Genomic DNA, 21862 nt, shown 5'->3' with positions numbered 1-21862 from the left:
CCTGACGCTCATGGCGTACGACCAGCACGGCCCCTGGGAGCCGGACGCGCCGGGCCCCGTCGGGTCGCTCGCGTGGTCGTCGAAGGCCGCCCGTGCCCTCGCGACCCTCGCCCCCGCCGACCAGATCGTGCTCGGCGTCGCAGGGTACGGCTACCACTGGAAGGGGACGCGTCCGGCCGGCCAGCTCTCGGACGCCCAGGCACGACTGCGGGTCCGGAAGGCGGGCGCGACCGCCCGGTGGGACACGACGGTCGGCGAGTGGACCGCGACCCTGCGGAGCGGCGAGGTGCTCTGGTGGTCCGACGCACGCTCCCTGCGCGAACGGGTCGCCCTGGCGGAGCGGCTCGGCCTGACCGGCGTCGCCGTCTGGTCACTCGACCTGTCCGACCGGACCGAACCGGTCGGGTGACCGCGACCCGGCGACGGACAGGAGGCGCGGTGCGGGCCCGCACCGCGCCTCCTGTCCGTCGCCCGGTCACGCCCAGGGCGGGTGGTCCGTCACCAGGTCAGACGACCGACCACTCCACCAGGCGGGGATCGCCCGGGGTGACCTCGTGCACCGCGCCCGTGATCGCGACGGTGGCGCGCTCCGTGGCGGTGCCGGGGACGGGGTGTCGGACCGGCCCGTCGCCCGAGGCGACGATCCCACCCGCTGCCACCGGACCTCCCGGCCGTGACGCCGCCGCGTGCGACGCGACCCAGACCTGCACGCCGCCCGGCTCGACCACCTTGCGCATCCGGCGGTCCGTGAACGCGAAGCGCTGCACCGGGACGCGGAAGCGGACCCGCGCGGACTCCCCCGCGGCGACCGCGACCCGCGCGTACCCGAGGAGCTGGACCTCGGGCCTGGTGACGCTGCCGTGCACGTCGTGCCCGTAGAGCTGCACGACGTCCTCGCCGTCACGGGCCCCGGTGTTCCGGACCGTCACCGACGCGGTGAAGACGCCGTCGGACCGGACGTCCGGGTCGACGACGAGCTCGTCGTAGGCGAAGTCGGTGTAGCCGAGACCGAAGCCGAACGGCCGCACCGGCGTCGAGTCGGCGGCCGTGACGTCCGACGGACCGCCGAGCCGCGGGTGCAGGTAGGTGAACGGCTGCGCACCGGCGGACCGGGGCAGGGACAGCGGCAGGCGGCCCGAGGGCGAGGCGGCACCGGTGAGCAGGTCGGCGATCGCCAGCCCGCCGCCCTCGCCCGGGAAGAACGCCTGCACGACCGCGGCCGGACGCGGCTGGTCGCCGTCGAGCGCCCAGCCGATCGCGTACGGCCGGCCGGTGAGCAGCACCATCACGGTGGGGGTACCGGTCGCGACGACGGCCTCGACCAGCTCACGCTGCACGCCGGGCAGGTCGAGCGACTCGGTGTCGTTGCCCTCGCCGACCGTGCCGCGGCCGAAGAGCCCGGCCTGGTCGCCGACGACGACCACCGCGACGTCCGAGGCGGAGGCCACGGCGACCGCGTCGGCGAAGCCGGCCCGGTCGTCGCCCGTGACGGCGCAGCCCGCTGCGAAGCGGACCGCCGACGGGCCGAGGGCCTCGGCGACGGCTTCGCGGACGGTCGGGATCGCGAAGCCGAGCGGCAGGTCGGGGTGCGAGGCGAGCACGTGGTTCGCGAACGAGTAGCAGCCCTGCAGGGCCTCGGCGCGGTCGGCGTTCGGGCCGATGACCGCGACCGACACCCCCGGCGCGAGCGGGAGGACGGGGGCGGTGCCGTCGACGGCGGCGCTGCCGCCGTCGACGGTGGTGCTGCCGCTGCCGTTCGACAGCAGCACGAGCGACTTCGCCGCCAGCTGGCGTGCGAGCACCTGGTGCTGCGGGGTGTCGAGGTCGATCCCGGTGGGAGCGTCCCCGGCGAAGGCGTCCGGCTCGAGCAGGCCGAGCCGCTCCTTCTGCCGGAGCACCCGGAGCACCGCCCGGTCGACGAGGGCTTCGTCCACCTGCCCGCTGCGGACCCGCTCGACGAGCGGCGCGAGGTACGCGTCACCGGTCGGGAGCTCGACGTCGATGCCGGCCTCGAGCGCCAGCGCCGCGGCCTCGCCACGGTCGGCGGCGATGCCGTGCATGACCTCGAGGAACGCCACCGAGAAGTAGTCCGCGACGACCGTGCCGTCGAAGCCGAGCCGGTCGCGGAGCAGGTCGGTGAGCAGCTCGCCGTTCGCCGCGACGGGCACGCCGTCGATCTCGGCGTACGAGTTCATGACGCTCCGGGCGCCGCCGTCGCGCAGCGCCATCTCGAACGGCGGCAGGTAGACGTCGGCCACCTCGCGCGCCCCGGCGTGCACGGGGGCGTGGTTCCGCCCCGCCTGCGACGCCGAGTACCCGAGGAAGTGCTTCAGGGTCGCGTCGACCCCGGCGGACTGCAGCCCGCGCACGTACGCGGTGCCGACCGTGCCGACCAGGTAGGGGTCCTCGGCGATGCACTCGTCGACCCGGCCCCAGCGGGGGTCACGGATCACGTCGAGCACCGGTGCGAGCCCCTGGTGGACGCCGAGCTGGCGCATCGACGCACCGATCGCGGCAGCGACCTGCTCGACGAGCTGCGGGTCGAACGACGCACCCCACGCCAGCGGGGTCGGGAACGTCGCGGCCTTCCACGCGGCGAGGCCGGTCAGGCACTCCTCGTGCACGAGCGCGGGGATCCCGAGCCGGGTCTCGCGCTGCAGGCGGCGCTGTTCGGCCCAGAGCCAGGCGGCACGCTCGTCGGGTTCGACGGGGCGGGTGCCGTAGACGCGGGTGAACTGCCCGATGCCGTCGCGGGTGATGTCTGCCAGGGTGCTGCCCTGCTGCACGGCCGCCATCTCGCCCTGCATGGGGGCGACGACGCCGTTCTGGTCGAGCCAGTAGCCGACCAGCTGGGCGACCTTCTCGTCGAGGGTCATCACGGCGAGCAGGGCGTCGGCGCGGGGGCCGGCGGTGGTCGCGGTCGCGTCCGTCGCGGTGTCGGCCTGGAGGCGCGGGTCGCGTCCGGCGGTCCGCGTCGCGTCGGTCGCGGTCACCCCTTCACCGCCCCGGTCAGGCCGCCGACGATGCGGCGCTGGAAGATCGTGAAGAACACGAGCGCCGGGATCATCGACATCGAGGTGAACGCGAGCACCTTGGCGGTGTCGACGGAGTACTGCGACGAGAAGGACTGCACGCCGAGCGGCAGCGTGTACGCGGCCTCGTTGTTCAGGATGAACAGCGGCAGGATGTAGCTGTTCCAGCTGGCGATGAACGCCAGGATGCCGACCGTGACGACCCCGGGCAGCGACAGCGGCACGACCATCCGGAAGAAGAACCCGAGACGGCTCGCCCCGTCGATCGACGCGGCCTCCTCGAGCTCGTCGGGGATCGCCCGCAGGAACGGCACCAGGATGATGACGGTGGTCGGTAGCGCGAACGCGATCTGCGGCAGGATCACGCCGGCCAGGCTGTTCGTCAGTCCGAGGTCCTTGACGAGCAGGTACAGCGGGGTGATCGCGACGGTGATCGGGAACATCAGGCCCGCGGCGAACAGGGCGTAGAGCGCCCCGCGGCCGGCGAACCGGTAGCGGGCGAGCACGAAGCTCACCATCAGCCCGAGCACGACGACCCCGATGGTGGTCGTGACGGCGCTGATCGTGGAGTTGCCGAGCTGCTGCCAGAAGATCCCGCTGGACAGCACGGACCCGTAGTTGCCGAACTCGAACGGCGCCGGCAGCCCGGCGGGGCTCGTGGTGATCTGCGAGTTGGTCCGGAAGCCGCCCAGCACGATGTAGAGCACGGGTGCCAGGTTCGCGGCGACGAACAGGATCGCGACGACGTAGGTCAACGGGTTCGCGCGTCCGATCGCGGCACTGGACCGTCGCTCCCGCACGGCCCGGCGCCCGGGGGCGACGATGCTCGTGGTGGCCATCAGTTCTTCCTCTCGGTGAGTGCACCCGCGGTGTCGCGGCGGAGCACGAAGCGCTGGTAGATCAGGGCGACCACGAGCGAGATCACGAACATCACGACCGCGACGGCGCTGCCGAAGCCGAAGTTGCCCGAGGTCCGGCCGTTGGCGACCATGTACGTCGCCATCGTCGAGGTGCCCGCGGTCGACGCGATGTACTGGCCCCAGATGATGTAGACGAGGTCGAACAGCTGCAGTGAGCCGATGATCGACAGGAACGCCCAGATGCGGATGGTCGGACCGAGCAGCGGCAGGGTGATGCGCCGCTGGATCTGCCAGTAGCCGGCGCCGTCGATCGCGGCGGCCTCGAACAGTTCCTCGGGAATGCTCTGCAGGCCGGCGAGGAACAGGATCACCGCGAAGCCGATGTACTTCCACGAGATGATCACGAGCAGCGTCCAGATGGCGATGTCGGGGTTCGACAGCCAGTCCGCACGGAGTCCGCCCAGGCCGATGCTCTGCAACAGGTCGTTCACGGCGCCGTTCGACTGGAGCATCAGGCTCCACCCGGTGCCGACGATCACCTCGGAGATGACGTACGGCACGAAGACGAGCACGCGGACGAGCCCGCGGCCGTGCATCTTCTGGTTGAGCAGCAGGGCGAGCACGATCGCGATCGGCCCCTGCAGCACCAGCGAGAGCACGACGATGAAGCCGTTGTGCATCAGGACCGCGTGGAACGCCTTGTCCTGGAAGATGATCAGGTAGTTCTGCAGCCCGACGAAGTCCGTGGGCGGCCCGTAGCCCTGCCACTTGAAGAACCCGTAGTACGCGGCGAGCGCCACGGGCAGGATCACGAACGTGACGAAGACGATGACCGCGGGTCCGGCGAGGACCGCGATCTCGACGCGCTTCCGCCAGTCGGCGATGCGGCGCTTGGTCCGCCGACCGGCGGGGAGCGGCGAACCGCTCCCCGCCGGGGACGTCCCCGCGGCCGTGTCCGACCCGGTGGCCGGAGTCGTACCGAGCGAGGTGTCGAGGGTCATGCTCAGCCCTTGGCCGCAGCCTGGTTGGTGGTCTCGACGATGTCCTTCGCGTCACCCTTGCCGGCGAGCAGGTCGACGACGCTGGTGTTCAGCGCGTTGCCGACGTTCTGGCCGTACAGGGTGTCGAGGTACTGCGAGACGAACGGTGCCTCCTGGTAGGCGGCCAGGGCCGACTTCAGGTAGTCCGAGTCGACGACCGACTGCGCTTCCTTGTTGACCGGGATGGCGTTGAAGGCCTTGTAGTAGGCCTCCTGGTTGTCCTTCTGCACGATGAAGTTCAGGAAGTCGGTGCACGCCTTCTTCGGGGCCTGTGCCGAGCAGGAGTTGCCGTCGACACCGCCCATCATCGACTTCGGGTCACCCTTGCCACCGTCGATCGCGGGGAACGGGAACCAGCCGAGGTCGGGCAGCGGCTTCGCGTCCGGCGTCAGCGACGCGATCACGCCCGGGTCCCACGCACCCATGAGCTCCATGGCCGCCTTGTGGTTGGCGAGGAGACCGGCGGAGCTGCCGGCACCCTGCTGTGCGGCGGTGGTCAGGAAGCCGTTGTTGAAGGGCTTGGTGGCGTTGAAGTCCTCGAGCTGCTCGCCGGCCTTCGTCCAGCAGGCGTTGTCGAACTTCAGCGACTTCGCGGCGTCCTCGAGCGTCTTCTGACTGCACTCGCGGAGCGCGAAGTTGTAGTACCAGTGGGCAGCCGGCCAGGCGTCCTTCGCGCCGACGGCGACCGGGTCGATGTCCTTGGCCTTGAGCTTCGTGATCGCGTCGTTCAGCTCGTCCATCGTCGTGGGCGTGCCCTCGATGCCGGCTTCCTTGAACAGGTCCTTCGAGTACCAGATGCCCTCGGGGAGCACCGCGCCCGGCATCGCGTAGGTCTTGCCGTCCTTCTCGTACCCGGCGAACGTGCCCGCGCTGATGGACTTCTTCGCGTCGGCGCTGATGGAGTCGGAGATGTCCATGAGCTGCCCGGCAGCGATCATCGCGTCCATCTTGCCGCCGCCACGCTGCAGGAAGACGTCTGGTGCGTCGCCGGAGTTGAGGGCGGTCTGGAGCTTGCCGTCCAGGTCTTCGTTCTGGATCGCCTGGGTCTTGATGGTGACGTTCGGGTACTTGTCCTCGAACGCCTTGACCGTCGAGGCCCAGTAGGCCTTGCCCGGTCCGGTGGTCGAGTTGTGCCAGAAGGTCATCGTGACCTTCCCGCCGTCCTCGGAGGCATCGCTGCCCGCCGAGCACCCACTGGCCACCAGTGCTGTGGCCCCGATCAGCGCGATGGCTGCCGCGGCACGGATCTTCCTCGTCATCGTGGAACTCCTGAAGTGTCGTCGTTGACATGCGCGACATCGACTGCCGCTGCGGAGAGCATGCCTGCTGCTCCGGGCCGATGTCAATCGATATCGATAACGTTTTCTTTACCAAGAGCGTGGTGGCGCAGCGGTACGGTGTGCACATGGACTCGGCAGTCGGCGCGCGTCCCGGTGCCGGCCGGGTGACGATCGGCGACGTGGCGCGGGTGGCCGGGGTCTCGATCCCGACGGTCTCCAAGGTGATCAACCAGCGGGACGGGGTCGCACCCGCCACGATGCTCCGCGTGCAGCAGGTGGTCGAGGACCTCGGGTACGAGACCTCGCTGGTCGCCCGGAGCCTGCGGAGTTCGCGGACCGGGGTCGTCGGCATCCTGGTGCCCGAGTTCGAGCCGTTCTCGACCGAGCTGCTCCGCGGTATCTCGCGGGCGGCCACCGGCACCGGCTACGAGCTCCTCGCCTACGCCGGCCTGATGACCGGCGCCGACCGACCCGGGTGGGAGCGCCGATCGCTGTCCCGCCTGTCCGGCACCCTGATCGACGGCGCGATCGTCGTCACCCCGACCACGGCACTGTCGAGCTCGTCGATCCCCGTCGTGGCGATCGACCCGCACACCGGGCCCGAGGGGCACGCCACCGTCGACGCCGACAACGAAGCCGGAGCCGTGCAGGCCGTCGAACACCTGCTCGCACTCGGGCACACCCGCATCGCGCACCTGCAGGGGCGCGCCGACCTGGCCTCCGCCCAGCTGCGGGCGGCCGGGTACCGCTCGGCCCTGACGGCCGCGGGCATCACGGTCGACGAGTGCCTGCTGCGTGACGGCGGCTACCAGGAGGACCAGTCCGCTGCCGTCGCCCGCGAGCTCCTGACCCTCGCCGACCGCCCCACCGCGGTGTTCGCCGCGAACGACTCGTCGGCGATCGGTGTGCTGCGCGCGGCTGCCGAGGTCGGGCTCCGCGTACCCCAGGACCTGTCGATCGTGGGCTTCGACGACGTGCCGCAGGCGTCCACCACGACGCCGCCGCTCACCACGGTGTCCCAGCCGCTCGCCGAGCTCGGGTCGCACGCGGTGCAGATGCTCCTGACCATGCTCCGTGGCGAACCGACCACGGACCACGTCCGGCTCCCCACGACCCTGCGCGTGCGTGCGAGCACGGGCCCCGCTCCGAGGTCGGCGTCCGGCCGCTGAGCACCGGCCGTCGTCAGCGGCGCAGGGTCTGCTTCGGGTACTCGCCGAACCGCGCAGCGTAGGCCGCCGAGAACCGGCCGAGGTGGGCGAACCCCCACCGTCGGGCGACGTCGCCGACGACACCGGACTGCGGGTCGAGCTCGAGCAGTTCGCCGCGCACCCGGTCGAGTCGGACCTCGCGCAGGTACGTCAGCGGCGACACGTCGAAGACCCGACGGAACGACTCCTGGACCGACCGCACACTCAAGCCCGCGACCTCGGACAGCTCCTGGACCGTGACGGGCTCGGCGGCATGCGCGTGGATGTACTCCACCGCGGCGCGCAGTCGGGCGTTCCGGGGCAGGCCGAGCACCGCGGGCAGGTCGTCGGCCTGCGGCGGGAAGGTGTCCAGGAACGCTGTGGCCGCCGACCACTTGGCCTCGTGCCAGGCGTCGGAGTCGGGCCCCTCGGCACGCAGGGCCCGGGACAGCGCGACGAGCGCACCCTGCCAGCGCACGGCGGTCTCCGGTTCCGGCATGCGGGTCGGGTCGAACCGCAGCGGCGTCGTCTCGACCTCCAGGTACTCGAACGCGACGCGGTGCACGTACTCCCGCCCGAAGTGCACCAACCGCTGGTCGTGGTCCTCGGCCGTGAACACGAATTCGTCCTCGGGTGGCAGGAGCACGGGGACGTCCCGGTGCAACTCCATCCGGACGTGCCCCGAGTCCAGGTGCGCGGTCCCGCTGGTGATCCACGTCACCACGTAGTCGGCACCGACGGGCACCGAGCCGCGCACGGCACCGCGGAGCTGCGAACGCCGGATGCTCACGTCGGAGTCCCCGACGGCCGTGTACCGGTACGAGAACTCGTCGTCGATGCGCCGGACGGACCACCGATCGGCGCCGTGGACGGCAGCGAGGTCGCGCTCAGCCGAGTCGGGGTCCCCGCCGGAGACCTCGAAACGGACCGGTTCACCGGCGCGGAGAGCGGACACCGGGGTCGGGAAGCGGTCAGCCACGGTGCCGCGCATCCGTCGTCGTCACCTGCGCCGTTCCACGCCCCGCGTTATGTGGATACGCTGGGTCGGTGACTGCGGCGTATCGTGATGCGGACGAGACCCGTGCAGAGGGGGCGTTGTCGTGAGCGATCTCGACCTGGACGCGGCCCTGACCCGGCTCGAGGCCGCGGTGTCCGAACTGCGCGGGCGCCTGCGCGACGAGCTCGGCGTCTCCGGCGGCGACCTGACGCTGCTGCAGTTCGTCTCGCGCGCCGAGGAAGCGGGCCGGACGGTTCGCGTGAAGGACCTGTCGAAGCACCTGGGGCTCACCGGCCCGGCGGTCACCGGGATGGTGGACCGCCTCGAGCACAGCGGACACCTCAGTCGTGTCCCGAACCCGGATGACGGCCGGAGCCGGCACATCGAGCTGACCGATGCTGCCCGCCGCGACTACGCGCGCGCGATGGACGGCACGAACAAGCACCTGCACGACCTGATGGCCTCCTTCTCAGAACGGGAGCGGGCCAGGTTCGTGCGGATCATCGACCGCATCGTCGCAGCCGTCGACCTCGGCGCACCGAGCCCCTGACGGCAGGGTACGGGCGGTCAGGACGACGCCCGGACGAATGTCCAGCATGCGCAGCTAGGTAAGATCCCTACGTATCTCCGCGTGCCCGACACCCGTCATCCCTTCACTGCGCCGGAGGTCAGACCGGACACGATCGAGCGACGGAACACGAGCACCAGGATGACGATCGGCACCGTCGCAGCGACGCTCGCGGCGAAGATCTGCGCGAACGGCACCGTGAACTGCGTCCCGAAGAGCGCGATGCCGACCGGGATCGTCCGGAACGAGTTCTCGCTGTTGAAGGTCAGCGCCATCAGGAACTCGCTCCACGAGGCCGTGAAGGTGAAGACGCCGACCGTGAACAGGCCCGGCTTCGCCATGGGCAGGATCACCGACAGCACGGTCCGCCACGCGCCGGCGCCGTCGATCTCGGACGCCTCCTCGATCGTCGACGGGATCCCCTGCAGGTAGTTCCGCATGATCCAGATGGCGAACGGCAGGTTGAACGCCACGTACGGCACGATCAGGCCCGGGTACGAGTTGAGCAGCCCCAGGTTGCGCTCGAGCAGGTACAGCGGCGTCAGCACCGCGATCGCCGGGAACACCGACAGCATGAGCAGCGAGGTCATGATCGCCGTGCGCCCCCGGATGAACCGGCCGGCCAGGGCGTACCCGGCGAGGAACGCCAGCGCGAGCACGATCACCGTGGTCGACACCGACACGATGACGCTGTTCACCATGTACTGGCCGAGCGCGTTGTCGCGGAAGGCCACCACGAAGTTGTCGAAGGTGAACGACCGCGGCCAGACGGTGGGCGGCGACTGCCCGATCTCGGACGCCGGCTTGAGCGACGTCGTGACGAGCCAGTAGAGCGGCAGCGCGGTGAGCACCGCGATGACGACACCGCTGACGTTGACGGTGTTGACCCACTTGCGCCATCCCTTGCGCACACGTTGACGGGGCATCAGTCGTCCCCTCCCTTCGCCTGGTTCCGGAACGCCCGGAGGAACAGCAGACACCCGGCCGCGACGATGACCGCGGTGGAGGTCGCGATCGCCGCGCCCGGTCCGATGTTGATGTCCTGGAAGAGCACCTTGTAGCCCATGATCGCGAGCGACTGGGTGGCGGTTCCCGGTCCGCCGTTCGTCAGCACGAACGGCAGGTCGAACACACCGAACGCCTGCAGGATGCGGAACAGCACCGCGATCGTCAGGGTCGGGGTGAGCTGCGGCAGCACGACGCGCCAGAACGTCTGCCAGGTGCTCGCGCCGTCGAGCTCGGCGGCCTCGTAGTGGTCCTCGGAGATCTGCACGAGCCCGGCAAGCAGGATGATCGCGACGAACGGCGTCGTCTTCCAGATGTCCGCGACCATGAGCCCGGTGATCGCGGGCACCGGTTCGCCGAGGATCACCGGGGCGTCCCCGAACAAGCCGAAGAACCACGTCGCGACGCCGTAGGTGCTGTCGTAGATGTACTTCCACAGCTGCGCGTTGACGATGGTGACGAGGGACCACGGGACGAGCATGAGCGCGAGCATCCAGCCGCGGGTGGCCCCGAGCCGCTCGAGCACCAGCGCGACGAGCATGCCGAGCACGAGCTCGACCGACACCGTCACCACCGTGTAGAGCACCGTGAAGCCGAGCGCCCGGTACCAGTCGGCGCTCTGCAGCAGGGCCGCGTAGTTGTCGAACCCGAACGACTGGATCGTGAAGCCCTCGTAGCCGACCTCGACGTCCGCGAAGCTCAGGACGACCGAGTACACGACCGGGAAGATCGTCACGGCGGCGACCACCAGGAGCGCCGGGGCTGCGAAGCCCCACGCGCCCCGCGCGCGGATGCGGTCGAGACGCGACCGCCCCGTCGGCCGGGGCGGCGGATCGACGCGACCCGTGCCTCCAGGCCGTGCCGGTCGTGTCGCCGTGCCGGCGCTCACAGCGCCGCTCCCTGCAGGGCGAGCGAGATGGCGGAGGCCATCGCGCTGGTGCCGCCGTCGACGGACGCCTGCCCGCCGAGGATGCTGTTGCCGTTCTGGTAGACGCCCTGCGAGACCTTCGGGTAGTAGGCCGTCGAGGTCGGGCGGGGCACGAGCGTGATGCCCGCTGCCGTGTCGTAGGTCGGGCGCTCCTGCCGCTTCGCGTCCGCACTGACGAGGCTCGCCGACCGAGCCGGCAGGACCCCGCCCTCGCGGGTCAGGAACTGCTGCGCGGGCTCGCTCGACATCCAGCGCGCGAAGGTCAGCGCCGCCGCGGGTTCCTGGGTGTGCGGGTTGATGTAGTTCCCCCACCCCCCGATCGTCGAGTGGTGCTCGTCCATGCCGTCGAACGTCGGCCGGGCGGCGAGACCCACCTTGCCGGCGACCTGGCTGTCCGGGCCGTTCGCGATCCCCCAGGCGTACGACCAGTTGCGGAGGAAGGCCGCACGGCCGCCGGAGAAGGCGTCGTTGGTGTCCTGCTCCTGGTACGTCAGGGTGGCCCGTGGAGACGCTCCGGACGTGACCAGCGACCGCATGAACTCGAACGCGCGCTTGGTCTCGGAACTCGTGGTCTCGGGCTTCGTGAGGTCGTCGTTGAGCAGCGACCCGCCCGCGTCGGCGACGAACTCGGTGACGTTGCAGGTCAGCCCCTCGTACACGTCGCCCTGGAACGCGAACCCGTACGACACGTCGCCGGTGTCGACGAGCTTCGCGGCGGTCTCGCGCACTTCCTCCCACGACCCCGGAACCTGCAGGGAGTGCTTCGCGAGCAGGTCCTTCCGGTACAGGAAGAACGACTCGTCGATGTAGAGCGGGAACATGTAGTACGTGCCGTCGACGCTCGCCGCCAGCCGCAGGCCCTCGGGGAACTGGTCGAAGAAGTCCTCGCCGACGAGCTGGTTCACGGGGGTCGCGAGCTTGTTCTTCGCGAACTGCCCGGGCCAGGCGACGTCACCGAGGTAGACGTCCGGCGTGCTGCTGCCGGCCGCGATCTGGGTCGTCAGGCTGGTGCGGTTCGTGTCGGTGTCGCTCGGGGCACTGACGATCCGGACGCGGATGTTCGGGTGCTCCTTCTGGAACTCCGCGATGAGCCGGCGCCGCAGGTCACCGCCGTCCTTCGAGGCGACCTGACCGGCCCACCAGCTGATCGTCGCCTCGTCCTCGGGCGGTTCGGTGGGCCAGTCCTCGACCCGCGTGCGCTCGGGTCGGGTGGAGCAGCCGGCGAGCAGCAGCACCCCCGCTCCCCCGAGCATGAACGTCCTCCGGTCGATTGCCATCCGTCCTCCTCGACGTGTGGTGCTGCGAACCTGTACGTCCACACAACCAGGCGGAGCCTGGTCTGTCCGCCAGGCGGTGCCGGCGGCGAGGAGCGGAGCCGAGTCTCGGGTCCGCGGACATTCCACGGGGACACGACGGCGCATCCCGTCCGGCCAGCCGAGACTCGGCTCACCATCCGGCGGCCTGGAGGCGCGTGGCGGGGCCGCCCCGTGCCTCCAGGCCGGCAGGGGGTCAGGCGGGGGCGGGGGCCGTCGAGTCGGCCAGGTGCAGAGCGCACGGGATGAGCGTGTGCGTGCGCTCGGTGCTGCCGCCCTCCAGGCGATCGACCAGCGACTCGACCGCCAGGCGGCCGAGCTCCGGGCCGGGGGCGTTCAGCGTCGTGAGCACCGGTTCGGTCGCGGCGCCGGCGCCGTCGGAGGACACGATCGCGATGACGGAGACGTCCGCGGGGACCCGGCGCCCGCCGGCCCGCAACCCGCTGACGAGCCCGAAGTTCGAGTCGTCCTTCATGATGATCGCGGCCGTGACGTCGGGGTCGCGCACCAGCAGGTCCGCCGCCGCACGGCGCCCGCCCTCGGCGGAGGCACCGGCGGCGACCACGGTGCCGATCAGGCCGCGGCGCTCGATGCCGGCGTGGAACGCCGCCTCGGAGCGGACCTTCGGCCCGTAGTCGGCCATGGTGGTGCCGTCGAGGTCCTCGACCACGAGCCCGATCCGACGGTGCCCGAGCCCGGTGAGGTGGTCGAGGGCATCCTCGACGGTGCGCTCGAAGTCGATGTCGACGTACGAGATGCCCGAGGGGTCGGCGGTGCGGCCGATCGCGACGAACGGGACCTCGAGCTCGGCCAGCCGGGCGATCCGGGGGTCGTGCATCGTGACCTCCATCACCACGACCCCGTCGGCGAGACCGCCCGAGATGAGGTCCTGCACGTCGTCCGCCGTCGTCACCGCCGGCCAGAGCACCAGGTGGTACCCGAGCTCCGAGGCGCGGCTCGCGGCACTCGTGAAGAACTGCAGCGCGGTCTGGCCGAGTCGGTGCTCGAGCACCGGGAACACGAGCGCGAGGATCCGGGTACGGCGCGATGCCAGCGCCCGGGCGACCACGTTGTTCCGGTAGCCCAGCTCGCGCATCGCCGCCGTGACCCGGGCACGGGTGTCGGCGGACACGCGCTTGTTGCCGTTCACGACGAAGGACACCGTCGCGATCGAGACGCCCGCCCGGTCGGCGACCTGCTGCATCGTCGCCATGCCGCCCCCTCACCCTGTCCCGCTCACTGTAGCGGGGACGGTGCCCGAAAAAGTTCGTCTAAGCGCTTTACCATCTAACCGCTTCGATGCTAGCTTCGACCCCACTCGGGACGCGACGGAGCGGTTCTGGTCCGGTCGTCCCCGATCCACGAGCGACACGTTCGACTCGTGTCCGGCAACCATCCAGAGAAGAGCGAAGCAATGAAGCCTCGACACCGCAGGACGCCTCAGGTCCTCAGCGCGGTCGCCATGCTGGCGGCCGTCCCCCTCGTCCTCGCCGGTTGTTCCGGTGGCTCGTCCGCGAGCTCCGGCGGCAAGGTGGACTCCATCACCGTGCTCGACTACTACAACCAGGGCAACGACAAGAAGGTCATCGGCGAGTACCTCGACAAGTGCGGGGCCGAGAACGACGTCACCATCAAGCGCAGTCTGGTGCCCGGCTCGTCGCTCATCCAGAAGGTCCTGCAGCAGGCGTCGTCGAAGACCCTGCCGGACGTCCTGATGCTCGACAACCCGGACCTGCAGCAGATCGCCGAGACCGGTGCGCTGTCGCCGCTGTCCGACTACGACATCTCGACCGACGGGTACGCAAAGGGCGTGCTGCAGGCCGGCACCTACGAGGACAAGGTGTACGGCCTCGCCCCCACCGTGAACACCATCGCGCTCTTCTACAACAAGAAGGTGCTGTCCGAGGCAGGTGTCACCCCGCCGAAGACGTGGGACGAGCTGCAGTCCGCCGCGGCGAAGCTGACGAAGGGCGACCAGTACGGGTTCGCCGTCGACGCCAACGCCACCTACGAGGGCACCTGGCAGTTCCTGCCGTTCATGTGGTCGAACGGCGGCGACGAGAAGGACATCGCGACCCCGGAGACCGAGGAAGCACTGTCGCTCTGGAAGGGCCTGGTCGACGACGGCTCGATGTCGAAGAGCGTCGTGAACTGGACCCAGGCCGACGTGAACGACCAGTTCATGGCCGGCAAGGCCGCGATGATGATCAACGGCCCGTGGCAGATCCCCGGCCTGAAGGAGTCGAAGGTCGACTACGGGATCGCCCAGATCCCCGTGCAGTCGGCCAGCGACAAGGCCGTGGCCCCGCTCGGTGGCGAGGTCTGGACCGTCCCGAACACCGGTGACAAGGCGAAGCAGGCCGTCGCGGCGAAGATCGTGGACTGCATGAACAGCGACGCGAACCAGCTCGCGATGGCGAAGCTGCGGTACACGATCCCCTCGAAGACCGACGTCGCGCAGCAGTTCGGCAAGGACGTCCCCGAGGAGCAGGTGTTCGTCGACCTCGTCGCCGATGCCCGCGCCCGCACGGGCGAGCTCGGTGCGGACTGGCCCAAGGCCGCGACGAAGATCTACACGGCCGTGCAGTCGGCGCTGACCGGGCAGGACTCGCCGGCCGACGCCCTGCAGAACGCGCAGTCGAGCAACTGAGCATGACGAGCACCGCGACCCCCGTCGCCCCACGGCGGGCCGCCGTGGACGGAGCACCCGCTCCGTCCCGGCGGCCCCGCCCGGGCCGCTCGCTGCGCTTCGAACGGATCGCGCAGCTGCTGTTCCTGCTGCCGGCCGTCCTGTTCCTGCTGCTGTTCTTCGGCTACCCGGTGGTCAAGAACATCGTCATGAGCTTCCAGGCGTACACGACATCGACGTTCTACACGGGCGAGGCCCCGTGGGTCGGCCTGGCGAACTACGCCTCGGTCGTCTCGTCACAGCTGTTCGGCACGGCGATGCTCAACACGGCGCTGTTCACGATCGGGTCGATCGTCGGCCAGTTCGTCCTCGGCCTGCTGCTCGCCCTGTTCTTCCGCCGGAACTTCCCGCTGTCCGGCCTCCTGCGCTCGCTGCTCCTGCTGCCCTGGCTGCTGCCGCTCATCGTCTCGAGCGCGGTCTGGAAGTGGATGCTCGACCAGGACTCGGGCGTCGTCAACCAGTTCCTCGGCACCTTCGGCATCCCGTCGGTCCCGTGGCTGACGAGCCCCGCCGTGGCGCTCATCACCGTCATCGCGGTGAACATCTGGATCGGGATCCCCTTCAACACCACGATCCTGTACGGCGGTCTGCAGGACATCCCCACCGAGCTGTACGAGGCAGCGGCGCTCGACGGCGCGACCGGGTGGAAGGCCTTCTGGGCGATCACCTGGCCGATGCTGCGACCGGTCGTGAGCGTCACGCTCGTGCTCGGCGTCGTCTACACGATCAAGGTGCTCGACATCATCCTCGGGTTGACGAACGGCGGTCCGGCGAACGCCACCCAGACCATCGCGACCCAGTCCTACGACCTGTCGTTCAAGCAGTTCGACTTCGGTCAGGGCGCCGCGCTGAGCAACATCCTCATCGTGATCTCCGCCCTGTTCGCGATCGTCTACCTCCGCCTCAACAGGAAGGCCGTCGATGACTGACGCAGCGCCGACCAACGACCTCCTCCGGACCCGCGCGGTGGTCACCCGCGGCACCCGGCGACCCGTCCGTCCCACGAGCGCGAAGCAGTGGGTGCTGTCCGGCGTCGGGATCCTGATCCTCGCCGTGATGCTGTTCCCCGTCTACTGGATGATCAACATCTCGCTGCAGCCGGCCGGTTCCGCGATCGAGGCCGCCTGGTTCCCGATCAACGCGCAGCTCGGCGGTTACGCGCAGGCGATCGCCGACCAGGGCGGCGCCCTGGTCACGAGCCTGGTGATCGCCCTGGGCAGCGTCGTCGTCAGCCTGCTCATCGCGACGCCGGCGTCCTACGCGCTCGCCCAGTTCAAGGTCAAGGGCATCAACGCGGTGCTGTTCGGCATCCTCATCTCGCAGATGATCCCCGGCATCGTCGTCGCGAACGCCCTGTACGCGGCGTACAACGACCTCGGTCTGCTCAACACCGTGCCGGGGCTGATCCTGGCCGACAGCACCGCCGGCGTGCCCTTCGCGATCCTGATCATGCGGGCGTTCATGCAGAACATCCCGCCGTCGATCATCGAGGCCGCGAAGGTCGACGGTGCCGGCAACTTCCGGGCCTTCCGCTCGGTCGTCGTGCCCATCAGTGCCAACGCCCTGATCACCGCCGGACTGTTCACGTTCCTGTTCACCTGGAGCGACTTCCTGTTCGCCCTGACCCTCACCACCACCGAGGACGTCCGGCCGATCACGCTCGGCATCTACAACTACATCGGCACCTTCACCGCCGACTGGTCGACCGTCATGGCCGCCGCGGTGATGGCCTCGATCCCCGCCATCGTGCTGCTGCTCGTGGCGCAGAAGTTCATCGCCGCCGGGGCCACCGGCGGCGCAGTCAAGTGACCGGGTCCCACCACCCCCGAAAGGCACACACCATGACCACCACCCCGCTCCGCATCACCGTCTGGGGCGAGAACGTCCACGAACAGGTCGAGCAGCACGTCGCCGAGCGGTACCCCGACGGCATGCACGGCGCGATCGCGGACGGCATCCGCGAGCACCTGCCCGAGGCCGTCGTCCGGACCGCCACCATGCAGGAGCCCGAGCACGGCCTCACCGACGAGGTCCTCGCGAACACCGACGTCCTCACCTGGTGGGGGCACGCAGCACACCAGGACGTCGACGACGCCGTGGTCGACCGGGTGCACCGGCACGTGCTCTCCGGCATGGGGCTGCTCGTCCTGCACTCCGGCCACTGGTCGAAGATCTTCGGCAAGCTGATGGGCACCACCTGCACCCTCCGCTGGCGCAGCGAGCACGACCAGGAACTCGTCTGGACCGTCAACCCGCAGCACCCGATCACCCGCGGGGTGCCGAACCCGATCGTCATCCCGGAGCAGGAGATGTACGGCGAGTACTTCGACGTCCCGACGCCCGACGAGCTGGTGTTCATCTCGGGCTTCACGGGCGGCGAGGTGTTCCGGAGCGGCATGACGTACCGCCGCGGCCTCGGGAAGATCTTCTACTTCTCCCCCGGTGACCAGGACTTCCCCGTGTACCACCACCCGGACGTCCGCCGCGTGATCGCGAACGGCGCCGAGTGGGCCCGGCCCGAGCGCGAACGGGAGATCCCGACGCTCCGCCGCTACGAGCTGGGCGAGTACTTCGACGGGCAGCACTACCGCGGTCCGTTCGACGACGCCGAGCCCGAGCCCGCCGAACCGACGGCCAGCCAGCCGGCTGCCGAGCGCGACGGGGCGCAGGCGTGAGCCCCCTCCGCGTCCTGCAGGTCGGCGCCGGCGGGATGGGGCGGGCCTGGCTCGCCACCGTCGCCGCCGACCCCGAGGTCGAGCTGGTCGGCATCGTCGACCTCGACCTCGACGCCGCCCGCGCCGGGGCCGAGCTCGCCGGCGACCCGTCGATCCCGGTCGGCACGGACCTGACGGTGTTGGCCGCCGAGACCGGTGCCGAGGCCGTCCTCGACATCACCGTGCCGGTCGCGCACCACCCGGTCACCCTGCAGGCGCTCCGAGCCGGGCTCCCCGTGCTCGGCGAGAAACCGGCCGCACAGACCGTCGCCGAGGCGCTGTCACTCGCCGCCGCCGCCGAGGCGACCGGCAAGCTGTTCATGGTGTCGCAGTCCCGTCGCTACAACGACCAGCTCGTCGCGTTCCGGCAGCACGTCCGCGACCTCGGCGCCGTGGGTGGGCTGAGCACCCGGTTCGCGAAGGCCCCGCACTTCGGTGGTTTCCGCGAGGAGATGGACGACGTCCTGCTGCTCGACATGGCCATCCACGCCTTCGACTCCGCCCGGTACGTGCTCGAACGCGACCCGGTGTCGGTGTACTGCGAATCGTGGAACCCCTCGTGGTCCTGGTACCGGGGCGATGCGGCGGCCGCAGCCGTCTTCACGTTCGAGGACGACGTCCGCTACGTCTACGACGGTTCGTGGTGCGCGCCGGGTGCCGAAACCTCGTGGAACGGCGACTGGCGTGCCTCCGGAGCGGCCGGTACGGCGCTCTGGGACGGCGACCACGACCCGTCGAGCGACCTCGACGGCACACCGGGGTCCCCGACAGCGGCGCCGTCGGTCGGGCACGAGATCGCCGGGTCGCTGGCGTCCTTCGTCCGGGCGGTCCGCTCGGGCGAGGCGCCGGACGGCGAGGTGCACGGCAACGTGATGAGCCTGACCATGGTCGACGCGGCCATCACCTCGGCCCGCAGCGGCCGCCGCGTCGTCATCGACGAGGTGCTCGAACAGGCGCACCGGGACGCGCTGACCGCCGAGCAGGACGACGCAATCCGCGACCGCCTGGCCGGGTGGGAGTCGGTCCGCGGCGCCCTGCGCGAGCGGCTCCCCGCTTCGTGATCAGCGACGGTCCGGTCGCGCACCGCGACCCGACCGTTCCTGCTCACCGTGTGCGGTACGACGCACCCTGAGCAGGCCTGGAGGCCCGTGGCGACGCCGCCACGGGCCTCCAGGCCTGCGTTCTGCGGCGATCCGGGCCCCGGCGCGCCCGGTTGGGACGCCGCCGGTTACGGTGTCCGGGTGCACGGACAACGGTCGTCGGACAGTGACACGGCGGCGGAGCCGGTCGTGCTCGTCGCGGCAGACCCGCGCCGGCGGACCGGCCGGACGCCCTGGCGACTCGTCCTGGTCGGCGTCGTGCTCGCCGCGGTCGTCGGCGGCGCCGCGGTCGCGACCGCCGGCACCCTGGTGGCGCAGCGCATCGCGGAGTCGTTCGCCGTCCGTGACGCGACCAGCGACACCGCGGCGCTCGCACGCGTCGTGGTCGAACCCGCACTGCTCGACGCGGTCGCCGACCCGTTGCGGCCGGCCGTCGACCGGGCTGCCGCACGGACGCGCCTGGACGACGCGGTGGCCGGTGAGCTGCGCGCCGGATCGGCCGTCCGGATGAAGCTCTGGGCTGCCGACGGCACGGTGCTCTGGTCGGACGAACGTCGACTGGTCGGCGAGCGCTTCCCGCTGTCCGACGAGGACCTGGAGGCGCTGGAGTCGGACCGCTCCGACGCCGAGGTGTCGGACCTGACCGAGCCGGAGAACCGCTACGAGCGCGGGCACGGGCCGCTGCTCGAGGCGTACCAGGCGGTGCACACGCCGTCCGGCGAGGCGCTGCTGTTCGAGGCGTACCAGCCGTACGACCAGGTGCTCGCGCGCGCCGCGGACCTGCGGCGGTCGTTCGCCGTCCTGGCGTTCGGCACGGTGGCCGTGGTGCTCGCGCTCCTGGTGCCGCTGCTGCTCGGGTTGCTGCTGCGGATCCGTTCCGGGCAGCGCCTGCGGGAGCGGCTGCTCGGTCGCGCACTCGACGCCGAGGCCGCGGAACGCCGACGGATGGCCGCCGAACTGCACGACGGACCGGTGCAGGACGTCGCCGGACTCGCGCTGTCCCTCGGTGCCGATCCCGCCACGCGCGACGCCGCCACGGTGCTCCGGGGTGCGGTGTCGTCGCTGCGGACCTCGATGGCGACGATCCGGCCAGCGGCTCCGACGCCCGAGGGACTCGGTGCCGCCCTCGACGACGTCTGTGCCCGCGCGCGTGCTGCGGGGCTCGCGACCACCGTGCGGGTGCCGGACGTCGTCGAAGCGTCCTCCGCAGCGCTGCTCGCGGTCGTGCGCTTCGTCCGTGAGGCCGTCTGGAACGTCGTCAAGCACGCCGAAGCGACCCGGGTGGACGTCACGGTGACGCAGGCCGGCGGCTCGGTCCGGGTGGTCGTGCACGACGACGGGGCGGGCTTCGACCCCGCCGTGGTCGTCGAGGGCGGCCGCACCGGACACCTCGGCACCACCTTGCTGCGCGAGGTCGCCGAGGACACCGGCGGGTCCCTGCTGCTCCGGACCGCGCCGGGTGCCGGCACCACCTGGGACCTCGAGGTCCCCGTCGACGCGGAGGCCCTGCGTTGAGGGTCCTGCTGGTCGACGACCACGCGCTGGTCCGGAGCGGGCTGCGCGCGGTGCTCGGGACGACGGACGACTGCGAGGTCGTCGGCGAGGCAGCCACCGGCGAAGCAGCGGTGTCGCTCGTGCCGACGCTCCAGCCCGACGTCGTCGTGATGGACCTGTCGATGCCCGGTGCGGGCGGCGTGGAGGCGACCCGGCAGGTGCGGGCGCTCCTGCCGTCGGTCCGGGTCCTCGTCGTCACGACGTTCTCGGACGACCACCGGGTGCGGGCCGCGTTGGCGGCCGGCGCGACGGGCTACCTGCTCAAGGACGCCGCGCCCGACGACGTGGTCGCGGCGGTCCGTGCCGCAGCGCGCGACGAGACGCCGATCGACCCCCGGGTGGCCCGGGCGCTCTTGCCCGGAGCAGCCGCCGGAGCCGCGGTGGACCGGGATCCGGAGCTCCCACCCCGTGAACGGGACGTGCTCGTCCGGATCGCCCGAGGCATGTCGAACCGGCAGATCGGCGCGGAGCTCGGCATCGCGGAGCGGACCGTGAAGGTGCACGTCGGCTCGCTGTTCCGGCGCATCGGCGTCGCGGACCGCACGAGCGCGGCACTGTGGGCGCGCGACCACGGGTGGTGAACGGGCACTGCTGAAGCGGCACTGCTGAACGGGCACTGCTGACGGGTACTAGTACCAAGGTCCGATGGTGCGGAGTCGGGCCGGCGGCGACGATCGTCGTACCGGCCAGACAGGCCCACCAGGAGGAACCCATGCACACCCAGCGCTCACGCAGGATCGGCAGCGGCATCGTCGCCGCGATCGCCCTCGGCACCGTCGCCGCCGCTGCCCTCGTCGGGGTCTCCCCCGCGAACGCGTCCGGCAAGACCTCGACCGGTGGCGACTACGCCGTCACCGTGAACGGCGTCACGGCGAACCCCGCTCAGGGCAAGGAACTCAAGGTGCGCGACACCGCGGTCGCCGGCACGATCGCGGTACGGGGCAAGCACAACGGCTTCGACATCCGGATCGCCGACCTCGGCGTGTACGACTACACGCTGACCGGCGCTGCCGACACCCAGCGGATGGTGACGAAGCCGACCGTGGTGTTCGCGTCGAAGGTCCCGTCCCTCACTGCCGCGCAGCTCGCCAGCACGAAGCTGTCGTCGCTCGAGGTCAAGGACGACACCCTCGTCGCGATCTTCTCGACGGGTGCCGGGAAGCTCAAGATCCAGGCGAAGGACGGCGCCCAGGGCGGCGTCTTCCAGATGGAGACGGAGTTCGCGGGACCGGTGACCTTCACCCACACCCTCGGGGCGGGACTGTTCTACTTCACGAACCCGTACACCGGCAAGATCAACTTCGGCGACGGCACGGCCGCGGTGTCGTCGGGCAGCGGTGCCCACCAGATGCTCCTCGGCAAGGACAGCCCGCAGGTCGCCACGAAGACCTCGCAGACCACGACCACCACCACGTGGACGGTCCAGCCCGGCGGACGTCTGGGCGGGGTGCTCGGCGAGGACGCCGTCGAACTGTCGCAGGGTGCGACGAACTGCACCAGCGACTGCCAGGCGCAGAACCAGATCCGCGGGTCGCTCCCGGTCCCGCCGGACCCGGTGGACCCGACGCCGCTGACGGTCACGCGGACCGTGTGAG

20 protein-coding genes are annotated in these 21862 nt (G+C 70.7%); 11 read left to right on the top strand and 9 right to left on the bottom strand.

From position 1 onward, the window contains the following. On the top strand, positions 1-409 hold a 409-nt coding region (locus tag H7A73_RS13670), incomplete at its 5' end, for a glycosyl hydrolase family 18 protein (RefSeq protein WP_259362899.1). 97 nt (positions 410-506) lie between these two features. Here the strand turns inward: H7A73_RS13670 and H7A73_RS13665 are convergent. From H7A73_RS13665 to H7A73_RS13650, 4 genes are read right to left on the bottom strand one after another with little or no spacing between them, the layout of a single operon-like run. Then, on the bottom strand, positions 507-2993 hold the full coding sequence (locus H7A73_RS13665) for a glycoside hydrolase family 3 N-terminal domain-containing protein (RefSeq protein WP_182066461.1): 2487 nt from the start codon (positions 2991-2993) through the stop codon (positions 507-509). Next, positions 2990-3871, bottom strand: coding sequence for a carbohydrate ABC transporter permease (locus tag H7A73_RS13660; RefSeq protein ID WP_111024614.1), 882 nt, complete (start codon positions 3869-3871; stop codon positions 2990-2992). The genes H7A73_RS13665 and H7A73_RS13660 overlap by 4 nt, the downstream gene beginning before the upstream one ends. Continuing rightward, complete coding sequence (locus tag H7A73_RS13655; protein ID WP_182066460.1) at positions 3871-4893, bottom strand: carbohydrate ABC transporter permease; 1023 nt, start codon at positions 4891-4893, stop codon at positions 3871-3873. The genes H7A73_RS13660 and H7A73_RS13655 overlap by 1 nt, the downstream gene beginning before the upstream one ends. A gap of 2 nt (positions 4894-4895) precedes the next feature. After that, positions 4896-6191 (bottom strand): ABC transporter substrate-binding protein, encoded by a 1296-nt coding sequence (locus H7A73_RS13650; protein ID WP_182066459.1) that lies wholly within the window; start codon positions 6189-6191, stop codon positions 4896-4898. 146 nt (positions 6192-6337) lie between these two features. On the opposite strand from H7A73_RS13650, the gene H7A73_RS13645 reads away from it, so the two are divergent. Further along, positions 6338-7381, top strand: coding sequence for a LacI family DNA-binding transcriptional regulator (locus H7A73_RS13645; RefSeq protein ID WP_182066458.1), 1044 nt, complete (start codon positions 6338-6340; stop codon positions 7379-7381). 13 nt (positions 7382-7394) lie between these two features. Here the strand turns inward: H7A73_RS13645 and H7A73_RS13640 are convergent, their stop codons facing one another. Continuing rightward, positions 7395-8378: an AraC family transcriptional regulator gene (locus H7A73_RS13640; RefSeq protein WP_182066457.1), complete on the bottom strand. Its 984-nt coding sequence runs from the start codon at positions 8376-8378 to the stop codon at positions 7395-7397. Between the two features lie 121 nt (positions 8379-8499). On the opposite strand from H7A73_RS13640, the gene H7A73_RS13635 reads away from it, so the two are divergent. Next, entirely contained in the window at positions 8500-8946 is a 447-nt protein-coding gene (locus tag H7A73_RS13635) for a MarR family winged helix-turn-helix transcriptional regulator (protein ID WP_182066456.1), read from the top strand. A gap of 95 nt (positions 8947-9041) precedes the next feature. On the opposite strand, the gene H7A73_RS13630 is transcribed toward H7A73_RS13635, so the two are convergent. The 4 genes from H7A73_RS13630 to H7A73_RS13615 all read right to left on the bottom strand — a co-directional run bounded on the left by H7A73_RS13630 (position 9042) and on the right by H7A73_RS13615 (position 13423). Then, positions 9042-9890 (bottom strand): carbohydrate ABC transporter permease, encoded by an 849-nt coding sequence (locus H7A73_RS13630; protein WP_247737520.1) that lies wholly within the window; start codon positions 9888-9890, stop codon positions 9042-9044. Then, the gene (locus H7A73_RS13625; protein ID WP_182066455.1) at positions 9890-10858 is read right to left on the bottom strand and encodes a carbohydrate ABC transporter permease; all 969 of its coding nucleotides are present in this window, start codon (positions 10856-10858) and stop codon (positions 9890-9892) included. Before H7A73_RS13625 ends, H7A73_RS13630 begins: the two co-directional genes overlap by 1 nt. After that, on the bottom strand, positions 10855-12174 hold the full coding sequence (locus H7A73_RS13620; RefSeq protein WP_182066454.1) for an ABC transporter substrate-binding protein: 1320 nt from the start codon (positions 12172-12174) through the stop codon (positions 10855-10857). Before H7A73_RS13620 ends, H7A73_RS13625 begins: the two co-directional genes overlap by 4 nt. A 232-nt stretch (positions 12175-12406) precedes the next feature. Beyond that, positions 12407-13423: a LacI family DNA-binding transcriptional regulator gene (locus tag H7A73_RS13615; protein ID WP_259362898.1), complete on the bottom strand. Its 1017-nt coding sequence runs from the start codon at positions 13421-13423 to the stop codon at positions 12407-12409. A gap of 201 nt (positions 13424-13624) precedes the next feature. On the opposite strand from H7A73_RS13615, the gene H7A73_RS13610 reads away from it, so the two are divergent. The 8 genes from H7A73_RS13610 (at position 13625) to H7A73_RS13575 (ending at position 21861) form a co-directional block, all read left to right on the top strand. After that, positions 13625-14860, top strand: a complete 1236-nt coding sequence (locus tag H7A73_RS13610) for an ABC transporter substrate-binding protein (protein WP_182066453.1) — start codon at positions 13625-13627, stop codon at positions 14858-14860. Between the two features lie 2 nt (positions 14861-14862). Beyond that, positions 14863-15828, top strand: a complete 966-nt coding sequence (locus H7A73_RS13605) for a carbohydrate ABC transporter permease (protein ID WP_182066452.1) — start codon at positions 14863-14865, stop codon at positions 15826-15828. After that, positions 15821-16708 (top strand): carbohydrate ABC transporter permease, encoded by an 888-nt coding sequence (locus H7A73_RS13600; RefSeq protein ID WP_182066451.1) that lies wholly within the window; start codon positions 15821-15823, stop codon positions 16706-16708. The genes H7A73_RS13605 and H7A73_RS13600 overlap by 8 nt, the downstream gene beginning before the upstream one ends. 32 nt (positions 16709-16740) lie before the next feature. Beyond that, positions 16741-17574, top strand: a complete 834-nt coding sequence (locus tag H7A73_RS13595) for a ThuA domain-containing protein (protein WP_182066450.1) — start codon at positions 16741-16743, stop codon at positions 17572-17574. Beyond that, positions 17571-18674 carry a Gfo/Idh/MocA family protein gene (locus tag H7A73_RS13590; RefSeq protein ID WP_182066449.1) on the top strand — a complete coding sequence of 368 codons (1104 nt, stop codon included), beginning with the start codon at positions 17571-17573 and terminating at the stop codon, positions 18672-18674. The genes H7A73_RS13595 and H7A73_RS13590 overlap by 4 nt, the downstream gene beginning before the upstream one ends. Positions 18675-18854: 180 nt before the next feature. Next, complete coding sequence (locus H7A73_RS13585; RefSeq protein ID WP_182066448.1) at positions 18855-20228, top strand: ATP-binding protein; 1374 nt, start codon at positions 18855-18857, stop codon at positions 20226-20228. After that, positions 20225-20848, top strand: a complete 624-nt coding sequence (locus tag H7A73_RS13580; RefSeq protein ID WP_182066447.1) for a response regulator — start codon at positions 20225-20227, stop codon at positions 20846-20848. Before H7A73_RS13585 ends, H7A73_RS13580 begins: the two co-directional genes overlap by 4 nt. A gap of 131 nt (positions 20849-20979) precedes the next feature. Then, complete coding sequence (locus H7A73_RS13575; protein ID WP_182066446.1) at positions 20980-21861, top strand: hypothetical protein; 882 nt, start codon at positions 20980-20982, stop codon at positions 21859-21861. Position 21862: the final 1 nt, after the last annotated feature.

This window comes from Curtobacterium sp. ME12 (assembly GCF_903970855.1).
Classification (GTDB): domain Bacteria; phylum Actinomycetota; class Actinomycetes; order Actinomycetales; family Microbacteriaceae; genus Curtobacterium; species Curtobacterium poinsettiae_A.
Note: the sequence above shows the minus strand (reverse complement) of the source record. Positions and strands in the feature narration are given on the sequence as shown.